Raw genomic sequence first — 14,925 nt, 5'->3', positions numbered from 1 at the left:
CGCGGAATTCCCTCTTCACGCATTTTTTGCGCCACAGCGGGGCGTATACGGGGATCAACCACGTGCCATCCATTCCCGTGCGAGCGCGCGGCTGCGCGCCAACACGTCCGCCGGCAGCGACTGGAAATAGGCCGGGTAGACCCACTGCACCTCCCAGATCGGGCGCGCTTCGGCGGCCAGCGGGTCATAGGGCGACAGGGCGGAGGCGAGGCCCGGCAAGCCCTCCGCCAGAGTACGGATGAAGCGCGCCTGCGCGGCGTCCGAGGCGATGCCCAGCAGCCCGCGCAGCTGCTTCAGCAGCATCTCCGCAGGCATGCGCACCTGCTTCGTGCGGAACTTCGTGCAGGCCACGCCGTGCAGCACGGTCACGTAGGATGTGTAGTGCCCGAAGGTCGCCTCGGAGATAGTGTCCGGGCCGTGGCTGTCGAACAGGTGGCCGAGCGGGGGCGAGTACATGACCCCGTTCTTCTGATGCGCGTAGCAATCGCCGAAGGCGTGGCAGGCGAGGCCGAAGCGGAGCAGGAAGTCGGGCTCCGCCGGCGATAGGGAGTCGAAGATCTTGATGCGGCGGGCGAACTCCTCGCGGTGCGAAATGCCCGACAGCGCATGCAGGCCGATCTGCACCTCCCAGCTGCCCATCGCCAGGCCCGGGGCGGCAATGATGTTGCCCGCGGCCGGGATCGCGTCCAGTTCCAGCGCCTCGTCGGGCAGCTGTGCGAAGAAGGCAACGCTGGCCGCATCCTTCTCTGCCAAGCCGGCGGCGAGCATCACCAGATAGACCGTGTAGTAATGCCCGACCTCGCCCCAGCGCGAGACGCGGCGGGGGTCGCTGGGCGTCGCGATGCGTAGGCGGCCGCCGGCCGGGATGATCTGCGCTGCACGCCGCGCCTCGGCCTCCGCACGCCGTTCGCTCGGCCGTCCCGAGAGGCGCTTCTGCAGGATATGAGCGGCCTCATGGGCGATCAGGGGAAGCGCCGCTGGGTCCTCCGGATCCGAACAAGCGACCAAGATGTTGTCGCCGAAGGCGAGGCCCCGCGCCGCGCGGGACCGGCAGATCGCCCGCGCCGCTGGCCCGGCGTGGAGCGACACGCCGCCGAAATCAGCGCCAAAACCGCGTTCGAGCCGTCGCCGCAGGCGGGCGGGCAGTCCGGACATCCTGTCACTCCGTCGTCCCATGCCCGGGGACGCTCGCGCATCGGTTCGGCGCGCGCCTCATCCGATCGGGGGAGCCCGCCGGCGATGCCGCGCATCCGTTACATCCGCGTCAGGAGCGCGCCCTCGGCACGGTTTCGAGACATTCAGGGGTCATGGCGTTACCGTCTTCCGGTCATGGTTTTCGCGCAATCCGGTGAGGTGTCTGATGAACGGTCTCACTCCCGAAAGCATCGAGAAGCTCTACGCGGCAGCGCTCGACCCTGCATTGTGGGGCGGCGCCCTGACCGCGCTCGCCGATGATCTCGGGGCGTTCGGCGCGATGGTGCATTCGATGGCGCCGGACCCGGAAGACAGCATCATGCATGTCGGCCGCCTCGATCCCGACCTGACCCGCCTGTACTTGGAAAAATACCAGGTCAACCCGATGTCGCGCATGCTCATCGACCGGCGACCGGGCGAGGTGCTCGCCGCGATGAGCGTCTGCGGCGGCGTGCCGGCGCTATCGCGCACCGCCTTCCACTCCGACATCCTCGCGCCGCAGCGCGTGGCCGAGGTCACCAACCTGCTCTACGGCGACTGGGGCGATGCCTTGACCGGCGGCTACGCCTTCTGCCTCGACCCGCGCGAGGCCGGCGGGACGGCCGCGCATCTGGCGGCGTTGCAACGCGCGTCGCCGCACCTGACCCAAGCGATCGACCTGGCGCGGCATTTCGCGGGCGCGGTCAATCGCAACTGGCAGGCTCTGCTCGAGACGATCTCGGCGCCGGCGATGCTGACGACCGGCGAAGGTCGCGTGATCCTGACCAATCACGGCGGCGAGGCGGTGCTGCGCCGAGGTGCATGGCTACGGCTTCAGGGCGGCCGCTTGGTGGCGACACATGCAGCCGCCCAGGCGAAGCTGGCCAAGGCCATCCGCGCGGCGAGCCTGCGCCCAGAGGCGGCCGATCGCCCGACGCGCCTTGCGATCGCCGCGGCCGGCGGCGGCCCCCCCTGCCTGGCGGTGATCGGCAGCGCCCCAATCATCCCGGTGGCCGAGATCGGATTGCCGCGCCCGGGTGCGCTGCTGATCCTGCAAGACCCCGCAACCCGGCCCGATCCTCTGCTGCTGCGCGAACTGTTCGGACTGACCGACGCCGAGGCGCGGATTGCAGCGCACATTGCCGCGGGCCGCAGTCTCGGCTCGGCGTCAGAAAGGGAGGGCGTCGCTCATTCGACAGCGCGCACCCATCTACAGGCGGTGTTCGGAAAGGTTGGTGTTCGTTCACAGGCCGCGCTCGCCGGCACATTGGCACGCTTGCCAATGCGCGGCACGAACACGGACTGCGAACGTTAAGGGCATTTGCGGGGAAGGGTCGGTAACGAGGATGGCTGGTCGTCTAACATCGTCGGTCGACGCTTCAGTCCCATGACACATTGCCTACGTATCGCTGACGATGGTGCCTGTGAGAATGCGACTTGGTTTGCGCCGGCCGTCGGCACCCGTGAAGCGCCCTTCTCTGCCCACCGGGAGACCGGCAGGAGGTAGTGGAGAAAGAGCGTCACGTTGAAGGACCAGTACGTCGGGCACGGCCGCAGTACGCGCGCCGGCCGGCGTCCGCGCTGAACATCGCTGCGTGCAGTGTGGCTCTGCCGTCTATCGGGGTGGCGCCGGCGGCAAGCACCGCCGCATGGAGGGGCAGGATCACCTCGGGCGGCGTACGAGCCGATGCCATCGCCGCATCCCATGCGCCGACATCAAGGCCGCCGATCCCCAGTTGGGCGAATTCGGCCATCCCGGGGCACCGCTGACAGCGCCAGGTCGCGCGATGCAGTGCCAACGGCGAGGGGCAGCACCGCCTGCTGCTCGATTAGTGGAATCAGCTCGAACATCAGGTCATCAACGCCGGTTTGCTGGTGCCGAGCCGTCGATGCGCATCACCCCGGGTTAATCCTCTCCGTCATTCGAGTCAGTCGGCGGTAAGGGGATCTGAGGACGCTCCTTTCGACCCTCAAGGATTAGCGCAGCCTCATACAAAACCTGAAGCTCATCGGTGGTGATGACCGAGTAGTCGATCCTGGGTGGCTCATTTTGGCTGACCGTCTCTTCATCCGGTTTGATCGCGATAGGAACCGTCTCGCGGCCCCTCTCAACAGCAAGCAGCATCTTCGTGGCGTTCAGGTCTGCCCCAGCCGCTTTGTTGACCAACTGCTTGGCGATGGCCTCAGCCTTCGTAATCGTGCGCCTGCGGCCTCCTTCTTTCACGACAACCTTTTCGCTGAGTGCCTTCGCAAGGTAGGTGGCCAAATTGGCCGAGCCCTTGGGTCGACCGCGGGGGTTGCCGCTCTGTCCCGACTCGAACCGGCTATGCCGCGGCGGCCGGCCGTATCCTACGTCATAGTCGTGCCTTGGCGCTGCCGGCGGCGCGCGATTACGCGCCACCGCTGATCTCGAGCACCGCGTCGGCGCACAGCACCTCATTGCTCGCGGTGAGCGCATCGAAGGTCTTCCCACTTGCCGCGTGCACAGCCATCTGCCCGGTCAACGTCTGCCAGCGGCGGATGATGACGTCGGCGTAGAGAGGATCGAGCTCAAGCCCATAGCAGCGCCGTCCGACCCGCTCGGCGGCAATGAGGGTGGTGCCGCTGCCGAGGAAGGGGTCGAGCACCACGTCGCCTCGGGCCGAACAGTCGAGAATGGCGTCCGCCACCATTGCGGCGGGCTTCGCCGTCGGGTGCAGCGCAAGCAGGTTACCTTCCTCGGTCGTACGCCCGAAGGAGTTCGCGCCGGGATAGCGCCAAATATTGCTGCGGTGACGGCCGTGCCGACCAAGCTCGACGTTGTTCCGATGGGTGGCCCGGCCGGATTTGAACACCAGGACGAGCTCGTGCTGGCTTCGGTAAAGTGAGCCCATGCCGGCATTGTCCTTGCACCAGACGCAAAGATTTTTGAACTCGCTATATGCGACAGCACCCGCGGCCAGCAGTTCTGGAAGATGGCGCCAATCCATACAGATGAAATGGATCGACCCATCCCTGCTGTGCTTGGCCATGAGACCAAGCGTTGAGGCGAGAAAGGCGGCGAACTCGGCGGCGGTCATTTCCCCGGACGCCATGGCAAACTCGCGATGGTGAATGGCACCAAGGCCGCTGACATGGCCGGCGATGGCCACATTGTACGGCGGATCGGTGAAGACCATCGCCGCGCGCTTGCCGGCCATCAGTTGGACATAGGCGCCGTCGTCGAGCGCATCTCCACAGACGAGACGGTGCTTTCCGAGCTGCCATAGATCCCCAAGCTGGGTGACGGCGGGCCCTGCAGGCACAGGGCAGCCGGCGTCGGCCGGGTCGGGGGCCTCCGAGGGCGTGGCGCTCAGACCCTCGATGCGCAGGTCGATGTCGCCCATCTCAAAGCCGATGGCCTCAAGCTCGAAGTCAAGATCGGCAAGGGAGAGGTCGCGGAGCGTCTCGGCCAGCAGCCGCTCGTCCCACGACGAGTTCTCGGTCAGCCGGTTATCGGCCACCATAAAGGCGCGAGCCTGAGCTGAGCTGAGGTGGCTGAGGCAAATCGTAGGAACCTCAGTCCAACCCATCTTACGGCAGGCCAGCACGCGCCCGTGGCCGGCGATGACCTTGTCGGAGCCGTCCACCAAAATGGGCACGTTGAAACCGAACGCCTCGATGCTGAGCGCGATCTGACGGACCTGCTTGGGGCTGTGGGTCCGAGGGTTCGAAGGATCCAGCGCCAGGCCGCTGAGCGGCCTCTGGACAATGGTCATGAGGTTGGGGGTCGGGGTCATAACGCGCTCCTGGTTGCGTGATGCTGCGGCGCGCTGGCGGGTGTCTCCCGCTATCGCACTGGCATCACGCCTACGAGCTAGCCGCCCCTAGGCCTTCTTGCTGGTATCCTCTGAGGGCACGCCAGTGGATACCAGTTCTCTCAAACGAATCTGGATCTGCCCGGCAGGGTCGACCCGAAACTGCTGCAAAGTGGAAACCGGACCTTCCAGTTGTTGTGCTTGGTTGACCAACCAGGGAAGGCCATGGCCCAGGAAGATCACCTCGAGCGGCGTGCGCTGCCGTAGGAGCCATTGATCCAAAGCGAGGGCGAGGTGCAAAACTGGCTTGTGGCGTCGGAACACCTTCTGCTCGAAGTTTGGCTGGTCGGTTCGAGTGCCAAGAACGTAGTTCATGACCGCGTTAAGGGACGTTCGCTCCAGCCCTGGTGGCAGCGGCGGGGGGTCGCTGAACAACCTTGCAGCAACGAACGGTCGCGCGATGAGCGCGCAGGTCATCGCCTGACCGAATCGAGCCAGCGTTTTCGTCATCGACTGAAAAATCTCAATACGACTGGGAAAAAGGTAACATGGCTTGAGGAAGTGTGGCCGGCTGGCCCATGTCGGTTCAATGTCGGCCTGCGCCCGCAGCATGTAGGCGACTAAGCATGCGTGATGATGGTCGAATGCTGTGTCGTCTCGAAGTAGCAACTCTGGCCAAGCGACTACTGCAATAAACAAAGAAGGCTCTTCGTAAATATGACCACCCGTGCCAAAAATATATAAGGGCATCAAAATTCATCCTTAACGCTCAGTCGGGCCTATTAGTAAGCCACGCGACCTACATTATCTCGCTCAACCAGGTTCATGGACTGTTTTCCCTGCGAGCGGGCAAGGCCAGAATTTAGAGATTGCTGCTCCGCTGTTCGGCCGTCGTAAGCAGCATCGGGTCGACGTCGTCCGCCGGTGGTTACCACCATCCCTTCACCACCCGACCTTCATTAGAGCTAGACGGCAATTCACGACTTCGGACGCCTTGGCAGCTAGCCGCCGGGCGTTGAGGCCCGCCCTGACCTGACGCCAAGCCGCGTGCAACCGATTAATCGCTGCGGACAGCGGACAGCGGACTTGCGACCGCCACACCTGCACGGAAAATTCCCTAACATGCTTGCATAGATTCCCTGATCCGCCTGCGGAGAATCGCAGATGCAGCCACCGTCTGAAGGCCCTGTTAGACGCCGCATTCTCGGGACAGTCGTCTGGTCGCCTGGCGCCGCGTCCCGGTTTTCCCTGTATTTTCCCAGCTATCAGGGAATGTGCCGCGGCAACCGCGCAGAGACCGGTTCGCGCCCGTCTGCCCCCACAGCCAGCCGACGCAGATTGTTCGATGCGCGTCTTGATGGGGTTGTCCAATGATGGCTCGGCGCCGGGAATTATTGATGGTCGGATCCGGCGCGATGCTCGGCGGGACAGCCGGTGCGCAGGGCGTGCTCAACCTCTCGCTCGCCACGGCCACGCCGGGCGGTGGCTTTCCGGCCTATGGCGAGGCTTTCGCGGCGGCCATCGGCGCGACTGATCCGACCATCATCGTCTCGCCGCGCAACACCGCCGGCAGCCTGGAGAACGTGACGCTGCTCGCCGAAGGCCGGGTCGACCTCGGCCTGGCGGCGGGCGAGACCGCGACGGCGGCATTGGCGCGCGGCGCCGGCATCACCGTGGCCGCCGCCATGTACGCCACGCCGGGGCTGTTCGGCGTGCTGCCGTCCTCGCCCGCCCGCGGCATCGACGATCTGCGCGGCAAGCGCGTGGCGTGGGGCGCGCGCGGGTCGAACTTCCTGGTCCTGGCCCGGCAGGTGATGACGGGGCTCGGCCTCGACCTGGACCGCGATTTCGAAGGCGTCCTGCTCGATCGCGCGGGCGACGGGCCGGCCATGGTGCTGGACGGGCGCGTTGCGGCACTCTGGGGTGGCGGTGCGGGCTGGCCTGGGTTCGTCACACTCGCAGGCTCTCCGGCCGGGCTGCGCTTCATCGCGCCGGATGCCGGGGAACGCGGGCGCATCGTCGCGGCGAGCCCGGCCTTGCGCGAGATGGCCCTGCCTGCGCGCAGCTATGCCGGGCAGGACGCAGCCATTGCCTCGGTCGGTGTCTGGAGCTTCGTGCTGGCGCGGCCTGGCCTGGACGAGGATGCCGGCTATCGCCTGGCGCGTGCGCTGCATCGCGGGGTGAACGAGCTAGCGCGACGGCTGCCGCAGGCGTCGGAGAGCACCGCGCAGAACATGATCGCCGCCGCACCGAGGGTTGAGGCGATCCATCCGGGAGTGCGGCGCTTCCTGCGCGACGAGGCTCTGCTCGGCTGAAGGCTCGCACGCAGGTGCCATCGGCGGCCTGCCTTCAACGCCGCCCGGCTCAGTCGAAGCGGCGCAGATTCTCCTGCTCGATGATGCGCATCACCGCGCGCGGGTATGCCACTGCATTGCCGGCGCCGAACAGGCAGCTTTCCGCCATCACCTTGGCGAATTGCTGCGGATCGTTGCGGGCCGCCGCAAGCCGCGCCTGGCCGGATTTCGATTTGAGGATCGGGTGGTTGGCGAGGAAGCTGCGGAACAGCACCATCGCATGCACGAGGTCCGGCGCGATGCAGAAGCGATCCTGGATGATCGGCCCATCCTTCACCGCCTGGGTCGGCAGGTAGACCCATTCCTTGTCCTTCACCTGGCAACCCGGCAGCACCCAGCCATCCTTGTAGGGCGCGGTGATGCCGAACAGGACGTTGTTGCTTTTCCAGTGATCGGAGGTGCCGAAGCCGGTCTCGAGGCAGGCCATGGCGATGATCGCGGAGGCCGGCGCGTCGATCGAGGCGATGACCTCCGGCGCTTCCGCCCATAGGCGTTCGATGAAGGCAAGGCGTTCGAGTGGAGTTGCGGCCACGGCGATGCTCCCTTCGCGTTTTGCTTTGTCTTGCTAGTCCTGGCGCGGCGCGACCGATGCGACCCGGATCCGGCGCGATCAGGCCTGCCACGAACGAGCCTAGGGCGTCTCCCATCGCGATAGCAACGGAAACGCCTGTGACATTGCGCCGCTTGGATCGCGCTCGGCAGGGTCGGTGCGGCGGCAGGCACCGGTCGGTCGGAACAGGGTCGGGACGTCCGATCAAGGCTCGATTATACCCACGGGATGAACAAGACGACTCTCGCGCGGCACGCCACGCTCTTTGGCAAGGATGCAGGCAAGCGGCTCGGTGGGGACGATCACCTTCTGAGTCAGCAGGATTGCGCGTTCCTGGCCGCGTTAACCCTTTAGCCTGCGGTGCTGCGCTTTCTCTCGTGGTCCGGCCGGCATGGCAGCGCGCTGCTTGCCGCCAGCATCTTTGTCGGGCTCGCCGTGCAGCCGCTGGCCGCGCTGTTCCGCGACGTGGTGACCATCACCGTCGCAGGGCTGATGACGCTCGTGCTGCTGCGCACCGACCCTGCGCAGGTGCTCGCCTATCTGCGCCGGCCTGCGCTGATCGCGGCGATCTGCCTGTGGATGCTGGTCGCGACGCCCCTGCTGGCAGCAGGGATCGCCCGCCTCACTGGGCTCGACGGCGCGCTGGGCGCGGCCTTCGTCATCATGGCCACGGCCTGCGCCGCAACCTCCTCGCCGGCCTTCGCGCGGCTGGTCGGGCTGGGCGGCGAGATCAGCCTGGTTGTCGCCGTGGTCTCGACGCTGCTGGTGCCCTTCACGGCTCCGCCGCTCGCGCTCGGTCTGATGGGCATCGACCTCGCGATTTCGCTGCCTGCGCTCATGGGGCGGCTGGTGCTGGTCGTGGGCCTGCCGCTGCTGCTCTCCATCGCGCTGCGCCGCATCCTGGGCCGTGCGCGGCTGCTCGCGCTTGGACCGGCGGTCGATGGCGCGTCGGTATGGCTGGTGATGCTATACGGCGTGGGCGTGATGCTGGGCGTGCCGACGGCCGCGGCGGCCGATCCGCTGTGGACGCTCGGCGCGCTGGTCCTGGGATTTGCGGGCAATTTCGGCGCGAACATCGCCACCGCCCTGGTATTCGCGCCGGCGGGGCAGCGGGTCTCGCTCGCGGCTGGGCTGCTGGTCGGCAACCGCAACATGGCGCTGTTCATCGCCGTGCTGCCGGCCGCGACCGATCCGCGCATCATCCTTTTCTTCGTGCTTTGCCAGTTCCCGCTGTTCCTCAGCCCCTTCCTGCTGCGGCCCGTCTATGCGCGGCTGGTGCGGCGGCCCTGAACGGTCACCGTCCCGGCGTGTCGCGCACCACCGGCACGAAGGCCTCGATCAGCCTTGGCATGTCGCCCGCCGGCGCCGGCAGCCGCGCCGCCTCCAGCGTCAGGCTGTCGAGGAAGCGCCCCGCCTCGGTGTAGAGCGACAGCTCAAGGTCATCGCCAATGATCTCGATGCGGCAGACCACGACCTCGCCCGGCGCCTCGCCGCGCGCCATGGCGACGAATTCGCGGATCTCGTCCAGCGCGGCCGTCTCCTCCCCGGCATCCTCGAGGAAAGCGGCGATCTCCTCGGCCACCTCGGAGGGGGGCACCAAAGCGAGCGGCACGCAGCCATCATGGGCGTCGAAGATCGCGGCGCGCCAGCTGTCGAACAGCGCGGCGTGGCGCGCCTCCTCAGGCGTCTCCTCGGCGTCCGACTCTTCATCGGGCTCGGGCGGCAGGCCACCAGCGGCGCTGATCGCCTCCCACACCGGGATGTCCCAGTCGATGCGCAGGCCGAGCAGCAGGCCAAACCCCTCGCGCGCCATCGCGTCGGTGTCGCCGCGCGGCAGGTCGCGCGGCTCACGCCCGTCCAGCAGGTCGAGCAGGGTGCGGCGCATCGCCACCGGCGACAGCGCGGCAAGGGCTTCGGGCGAGCGCCAGCCTGGCGCGAAGCGGATCTCCGCCTCCGCCTCGACCAGCCCGGAGGCGAGCAGCGCGCCGCCGATGGCACCGGCATCGGGCGGGGCGCCGTGCGGCAGCGCCACGGGCAGCGCCACGAGCTCCGCCCAACCGGAGGGACCCAGCCGTGCGCCCTCGCCGGCGGCGCGCATCGCGTCGGAAATATCCTCGGCCGCGTCGTCGCCGATCTCCGATGCCGTCTTGCGCAGGACGAGCGTCAGGATGTCTTCGCGGCCCTCAGCGAGGATGACCTCGGCCTGGGCGTCGAAGGCCGCGTCATCCTCGGTCTCGAAGGCGCGCACCAAGCGGTCGGCGGCAGGGCCGGGTGGCTTGCCCAACGCTGCGCGCCTGGGCGGCGGTGCCGGGGGCAGCCCGAGCACGCCCCGCGCGTCGGTGCCGCGCAGGAGCCCGTCGCGCGCGATCCAGGCGAGGCGGTTCTCGGGGGTGTCCTCGCGCTCCTGCATCCAGCGGCGGAAGGCGGCGCGATCGGCGCGCTGGACGAAGACCTCGACGCCGTATTCGGCCATCGTCTCTGCAACAGCGCGGTTGACCGCAGCGACGGTCCCGAGCGCCAGCCCACCGGGCCGCAACGTGTCGAGCGTCTCGGCATCGGCGTAGTGGGTGAGGAGGATGGCGCCGACCTCTGGACCGATCTCGCGCGCGAGGGCCGTGGCCCGGTCGATCGCCTGCGCTTGGTCCGTCTCGGCCGGCATGGCGTGTATCCCTGATGATCCCCTGGTTATGGGGTGCGCACCGGGAGGACTCAACCGCGGGCCGCGCATTGGCGGCCCGCGTCGAGGTCGTTCAGACCACCGTCAGCTTCACATCCACATTGCCGCGCGTGGCGTTCGAATAGGGGCACACCTGGTGCGCCTGCGCGACCAGCGCCTCTGCCGCATCGTGATCGACGCCGGGAAGGCTGATCTCGAGTGCCGCGGTGATGCCGAAGCCGCCTTCGGAGCGCGGGCCGATACCGACCGTCGCGGTCACCGTGGCGTCATGCGGTACCTTGGTCGGCCCCTTGGCCGAGACGGCCTTCATCGCGCCGAGGAAGCAGGCGGAATAGCCGCTGGCGAACAGCATCTCGGGGTTGGCGCCTGGGCCGCCGGGGCCACCCATCTCCTTCGGCACGGCGAGCTTCACCTCGAAGCTGCCATCCTCGGTGCGGGCGGAGCCGTCGCGGCCACCAGTGGCGGTGGCGCGGGTGGTGTATTTCACGTCAACGGTCATGAGCTCTCTCCTGATGAAGTCCCGACCGCAGATGGGGCCGCGAGCGCCCGAACGACAGGGTTCGGTGCGCCGCGCGCCTCACAGCATCGCGAGCCTATTCCACGCGGATGCGCGCTTCCCGCACGACCCGGCCCCACTTCTCGCGCTCGCTGACCAGGAAGGCCGCCAGCTCCTCCGGCGAAGAGGCCGCGCCATCCACGCCGGCACCGGCCAGGCGCTGCTGGACCCCAGGATCTGCGATCGCGGCGCGCACCGCCTGGTTGAGCCGAGCGATGGCGGGAGCCGGTGTGACGCCCGGCACCATCACGCAACCCCAGCTCGTCGCCGTCGCGCCTGGCCAGCCGGCCTCGGTCACGGTCTCCACCTCTGGCAGCAGCGCGTGGCGCTGCGGGCCGGTGACGGCGAGTGCACGGATCTGGGTGCCCTGAATGGCGCCGATCGTCGCGGCGATCTGTACCAGCATCATCTCGATATTGCCGGCAATGAGGTCGTTCATCGCCCCGCCCGATCCGCGATAAGGCACATGCACCACATCGATGCCGGCCTGCAGCTTGAACAGCTCCGCCGCCGTATGCGTCGACGCGCCATGCCCGGACGAGCCGAACGACATCGCCCCCGGCCGCTGCTTCGCGAGCTCCACGAACTCCCGCAGCGTCCGCACCGGCAGCCGGTTGTTGACGACGATTACCATGTCCGAGGTGTAGGCCATGGAAACCGGGGCGAGGTCGCGCGCCACGTCGAAGCTCATCGAGGGATAGATGTGCTGGTTGGTGGTGAGCAGCCCGGTCACGCCCATCAGCAGCGTGTGCCCGTCGGGCGGCGCCTTGGCCACGATGTCGCCGCCGATATTGCCGCCCGATCCGCCACGATTCTCCACGATCACCGGCTGGCCGAGACCCTGGCTCATGTGGTCCGCGATGATGCGCGCCGCGACATCGGTGCTGCCGCCGGCGACGAAGGGCACGACGAAGCGCAACGGCCGCACCGGCGCCCAGGCGCTTTGCGCGTGCACGGCGAAGGGCGCGAAGGCCGCGCTGGCCAGCAGGGTTCGGCGAGGGATCATGGACGTGCTCCGGCGGCGCCTTGCTCCGGCGCGGTGTTGCGAGCCATTCTGCCCGCAACAATCGGAGCGGACCAGGGATGACCGAATGGCAGATGAGCGCGCGCTACCCCGATCCCTCGATCGTGACGCTCGACCCCTCCTTCAACCAGTACCGCGTGATGCTCGCCTCCGTGGAACGCCTCTGGACAGGATCCCGCTGGGGCGAGGGGCCGGTCTGGTTCGGTGACGGTCGCTATCTGCTGTGGTCTGACATTCCCAACAACCGCGTCCTGAAATGGGAGGAGGAGACCGGCGCCGTCTCCCACTTCCGCAAACCCTCCGGCAACGCAAACGGCCACACGCGCGACCGCCAGGGCCGGCTCATCGCCTGCGAACATGGTGGCCGGCGCGTCGTGCGTTTCGAGTATGACGGCACCATCACGGTGCTGGCCGACAGCTTCCAGGGCAAGCGGCTGAACAGCCCCAACGACGTGGTGGTGAAGTCCGACGGATCGATCTGGTTCACCGACCCGCCCTTCGGCATCCGCAGCTTCTACGAGGGCGAGAAGACCGAGCCCGAGCTGCCGCACACCAACGTCTATCGCATCGATGGCGCGACCGGCGCGATGACGCTCGTGGCCGATGACGTGGACCATCCCAACGGCCTCGCCTTCAGCCCCGACGAGAGCATCCTCTACATCATCGAAAGCCGCTCCGACCCGCGCAACATCCTCGCCTATGATGTGGACGGCGCAACGCTGAGCAACGGCCGTGTCTTCATCAAGACGCAGCCGGGCGAGACGCCGGACGGATTTCGCATCGACACCGACGGCAATCTCTGGTGCGGCTGGGGCATGACGCCGGAATTCGACGGCGTGCGCATCTTCAACAAGGCGGGCGCGCCAATCGGGCACATTCATTTGCCGGAACGCTGCGCAAACCTTTGCTTCGGGGGGCGGCACCGCAACCGGCTGTTCATGGCTGCGGCGCAATCGCTTTTCTCGGTATATGTGAATGCGCAGGGCGTGGCGGGGGGATAAGAAAGCCTGGGGGAAACGAATTTCCCCCAGGCTTCAAGGCACCGTCACCGTCAAGCTCAGCAACCGCGACGACGCCGTCTTCCCATGCCCATCAAGATTCAGGCTGCCATTCACGCCACCCTCCAGCGCGTCATCGACGATGAAGTTGAAGGCATGCAGCAGCGGCAGGTCGTAGCGTTTGCAGGACGTGGCCCCCCGGTGCTCGAACAACGCGAGCACGCGTGCTTCCGTTACCTGCTCCCCGATCAGGTCGTAGTGTGCGGGGTCATAGGGGATGAGCGACAGGTTGGACCGGTTGCCCTTGTCGCCGGCGCGGCTATGCGCGATTTCGTAGAGCTTGATTTCCAGCATCAGTTCATCTCCCGCGCGGTGCGGATGGTGACGGTGGTGGGCACCATTGCGCGCGGCACCAGGTAGCTGCGCGTGAGGATGCGCGGTGTGACGCGCCAGCGCGCGCCGCCCGTGCCCGCCGGGCCGCAGCACAGCAGCGCAAGCACCTCGCGCGCCGCCTGATCGCAATCGTCGCGATGCTCGCCCTCGACGGCGAGGCGGATGCGGATTTCCTCAGGCTCGGGCCCGACATAGGCGCGCCAGAGCGCGCCATCGTCGCTGTCATGCACCGAAGCGACACCGATCAGGTCCACGCGCGAGCGCACGCGCAGCCCGCGCATTTCCATCCGCCGCAGCAGCACATCGGCGGTGGCGCGCGCGCGGGCCAGCGCATTGGGGCCGGCGACGGAAACCTCGCCCTCGCCAAGCCAGCTGCCTTCGAAGCAGGCGGTGACCTTCAGCATCTCCGGTGCCGGTTTGCCGGCGAGGCCGAGCAGCGCGACGCGGTCCTGCCCAGTTTGTTCCAGCGTGCAGCCGGTGATGTCGAGCACGACATCGGGCGTGATGTAGGCGGCGGGATCGTGCAGCTCGTACAGCAGCTGCTCCTTCACCGTGCGCAGGTCGACGAGGCCCCCGGTATCCTCGGGCTTGGTGATGGTGAGCGACCCGTCAGGGCCGACCTCGGCGATCGGGAAGCCGATATTGGCGGGGTCGGGGATGTCCTTGCGGCCGGGGTCCCAGAACACGCCGCCGCAGACCTGGCTGCCGCATTCGAGCAGGTGCCCGGCTGCGGCGCCAACCGCGAGCTTTTCCCAATCGTCGAAGGCCCAGCCGTAATGCGCGATCAGCGGCGCGATCGCGAGAGCCGGGTCTGACGTCCGGCCCGCCACCACCACATGCGCACCGCCGCGCAGCGCCTCGACCAGCGGCTCGGCGCCGATATAGGCGTTTGCCGCGACCAGCTTCGCGTCGTCGGCGCGCAGGTTCGAATCCGCCTCGTGGATCGCGAGTGTGGCGAGGTCGATGCTACCGGCCACGTCGTCGCCGGTGACGGTCGCGATGCGCAGTTCCGGCAGGCCAAGGCGCCGCGCGAGGGCCGCGATGCAGCGCGCCGCGGCCGGCGGGTTGGCGGCGCCGAAATTCCCCAGGATCGGGATGCCGTGATGGAAGCAATCGGCCAGTATCGGCTCGAGCAGGCGTTCGAGCATGGGTTCGTAGCCCAGCTCCGGGTCGCGGCGGCGTTCGAGCTGTGCGAGGGCCACGGTGCGTTCGCCCAGCGTCTCGAAGAACAGGGCCGCGGGCAGGCCGCGGCGGATGAGGCTGCGCACCACCGGGATTGGAGCGTCCACGCGATCACCGGAAAAACCGGCGCCATTGCCGACGAGGAACATACGCTTCTACTCCAGGGCGGGCGATGTTGCGCGCGGGCAAGGCTGCGTCAAGCGTGCGCTTGCCCGACCCATCGGCTTCGCAGCAACGTGTTG

The 14,925-nt window shown here is 67.6% G+C and carries 15 protein-coding genes; 4 read left to right on the top strand and 11 right to left on the bottom strand.

The genetic code is table 11. From position 1 onward, the window contains the following. Window positions 1-54 precede the first annotated feature (54 nt). Window positions 55-1,155 (bottom strand): eCIS core domain-containing protein, encoded by a 1,101-nt coding sequence (locus tag GXW79_RS05510; protein ID WP_211873345.1) that lies wholly within the window; start codon window positions 1,153-1,155, stop codon window positions 55-57. Window positions 1,156-1,360: 205 nt separating this feature from the next. Here GXW79_RS05510 and GXW79_RS05505 point away from each other — a divergent pair, with 205 nt between their 5' ends. Continuing rightward, window positions 1,361-2,488: a helix-turn-helix transcriptional regulator gene (locus GXW79_RS05505; protein ID WP_211873344.1), complete on the top strand. Its 1,128-nt coding sequence runs from the start codon at window positions 1,361-1,363 to the stop codon at window positions 2,486-2,488. Window positions 2,489-2,693: 205 nt separating this feature from the next. Here GXW79_RS05505 and GXW79_RS05500 read toward each other — a convergent pair whose 3' ends face one another. From GXW79_RS05500 to GXW79_RS05485, 4 genes are all read right to left on the bottom strand, one after another. Further along, the gene (locus GXW79_RS05500) at window positions 2,694-2,927 is read right to left on the bottom strand and encodes a hypothetical protein (protein WP_211873343.1); all 234 of its coding nucleotides are present in this window, start codon (window positions 2,925-2,927) and stop codon (window positions 2,694-2,696) included. A 152-nt stretch (window positions 2,928-3,079) separates the two neighbouring features. Next, on the bottom strand, window positions 3,080-3,613 hold the full coding sequence (locus GXW79_RS05495; RefSeq protein ID WP_246503760.1) for a DUF5681 domain-containing protein: 534 nt from the start codon (window positions 3,611-3,613) through the stop codon (window positions 3,080-3,082). Continuing rightward, window positions 3,564-4,931 (bottom strand): site-specific DNA-methyltransferase, encoded by a 1,368-nt coding sequence (locus GXW79_RS05490; protein ID WP_211873341.1) that lies wholly within the window; start codon window positions 4,929-4,931, stop codon window positions 3,564-3,566. The genes GXW79_RS05495 and GXW79_RS05490 overlap by 50 nt, the downstream gene beginning before the upstream one ends. Before the next feature lie 87 nt (window positions 4,932-5,018). Further along, window positions 5,019-5,699 carry a hypothetical protein gene (locus tag GXW79_RS05485; protein WP_211873340.1) on the bottom strand — a complete coding sequence of 227 codons (681 nt, stop codon included), beginning with the start codon at window positions 5,697-5,699 and terminating at the stop codon, window positions 5,019-5,021. A 647-nt stretch (window positions 5,700-6,346) separates the two neighbouring features. Between GXW79_RS05485 and GXW79_RS05480 the strand changes: the two genes are divergently transcribed. Continuing rightward, the gene (locus GXW79_RS05480) at window positions 6,347-7,264 is read left to right on the top strand and encodes a TAXI family TRAP transporter solute-binding subunit (RefSeq protein WP_211873339.1); all 918 of its coding nucleotides are present in this window, start codon (window positions 6,347-6,349) and stop codon (window positions 7,262-7,264) included. 49 nt (window positions 7,265-7,313) lie between these two features. Here GXW79_RS05480 and GXW79_RS05475 read toward each other — a convergent pair whose 3' ends face one another. Next, complete coding sequence (locus tag GXW79_RS05475) at window positions 7,314-7,835, bottom strand: glucosaminidase domain-containing protein (RefSeq protein WP_211873338.1); 522 nt, start codon at window positions 7,833-7,835, stop codon at window positions 7,314-7,316. A gap of 378 nt (window positions 7,836-8,213) precedes the next feature. Here GXW79_RS05475 and GXW79_RS05470 point away from each other — a divergent pair, with 378 nt between their 5' ends. Further along, window positions 8,214-9,143, top strand: a complete 930-nt coding sequence (locus GXW79_RS05470; RefSeq protein WP_211873337.1) for a hypothetical protein — start codon at window positions 8,214-8,216, stop codon at window positions 9,141-9,143. A gap of 4 nt (window positions 9,144-9,147) precedes the next feature. Here GXW79_RS05470 and GXW79_RS05465 read toward each other — a convergent pair whose 3' ends face one another. From GXW79_RS05465 to GXW79_RS05455, 3 genes are all read right to left on the bottom strand, one after another. Next, window positions 9,148-10,512, bottom strand: coding sequence for a hypothetical protein (locus GXW79_RS05465; RefSeq protein ID WP_211873336.1), 1,365 nt, complete (start codon window positions 10,510-10,512; stop codon window positions 9,148-9,150). Between the two features lie 91 nt (window positions 10,513-10,603). Then, window positions 10,604-11,029, bottom strand: coding sequence for an organic hydroperoxide resistance protein (locus tag GXW79_RS05460; protein ID WP_211873335.1), 426 nt, complete (start codon window positions 11,027-11,029; stop codon window positions 10,604-10,606). 94 nt (window positions 11,030-11,123) lie between these two features. After that, window positions 11,124-12,092, bottom strand: coding sequence for a Bug family tripartite tricarboxylate transporter substrate binding protein (locus GXW79_RS05455; RefSeq protein WP_211873334.1), 969 nt, complete (start codon window positions 12,090-12,092; stop codon window positions 11,124-11,126). Window positions 12,093-12,169: 77 nt separating this feature from the next. On the opposite strand from GXW79_RS05455, the gene GXW79_RS05450 reads away from it, so the two are divergent. Beyond that, a complete protein-coding gene (locus tag GXW79_RS05450; RefSeq protein WP_211873333.1) occupies window positions 12,170-13,111 on the top strand; it encodes an SMP-30/gluconolactonase/LRE family protein in 942 nt (313 codons plus the stop codon). A 33-nt stretch (window positions 13,112-13,144) separates the two neighbouring features. On the opposite strand, the gene GXW79_RS05445 is transcribed toward GXW79_RS05450, so the two are convergent. Both GXW79_RS05445 and GXW79_RS05440 read right to left on the bottom strand, forming a co-directional pair. After that, window positions 13,145-13,462 (bottom strand): AtuA-related protein, encoded by a 318-nt coding sequence (locus GXW79_RS05445; RefSeq protein WP_211873332.1) that lies wholly within the window; start codon window positions 13,460-13,462, stop codon window positions 13,145-13,147. Further along, a complete protein-coding gene (locus GXW79_RS05440) occupies window positions 13,462-14,832 on the bottom strand; it encodes an acyclic terpene utilization AtuA family protein (RefSeq protein WP_211873331.1) in 1,371 nt (456 codons plus the stop codon). The genes GXW79_RS05445 and GXW79_RS05440 overlap by 1 nt, the downstream gene beginning before the upstream one ends. Window positions 14,833-14,925: the final 93 nt, after the last annotated feature.

Source organism: Plastoroseomonas arctica (assembly GCF_018128965.1).
In the GTDB taxonomy this organism is placed as follows: domain Bacteria; phylum Pseudomonadota; class Alphaproteobacteria; order Acetobacterales; family Acetobacteraceae; genus Plastoroseomonas; species Plastoroseomonas arctica.
This window is presented reverse-complemented; position numbering and strand designations above follow the sequence as displayed.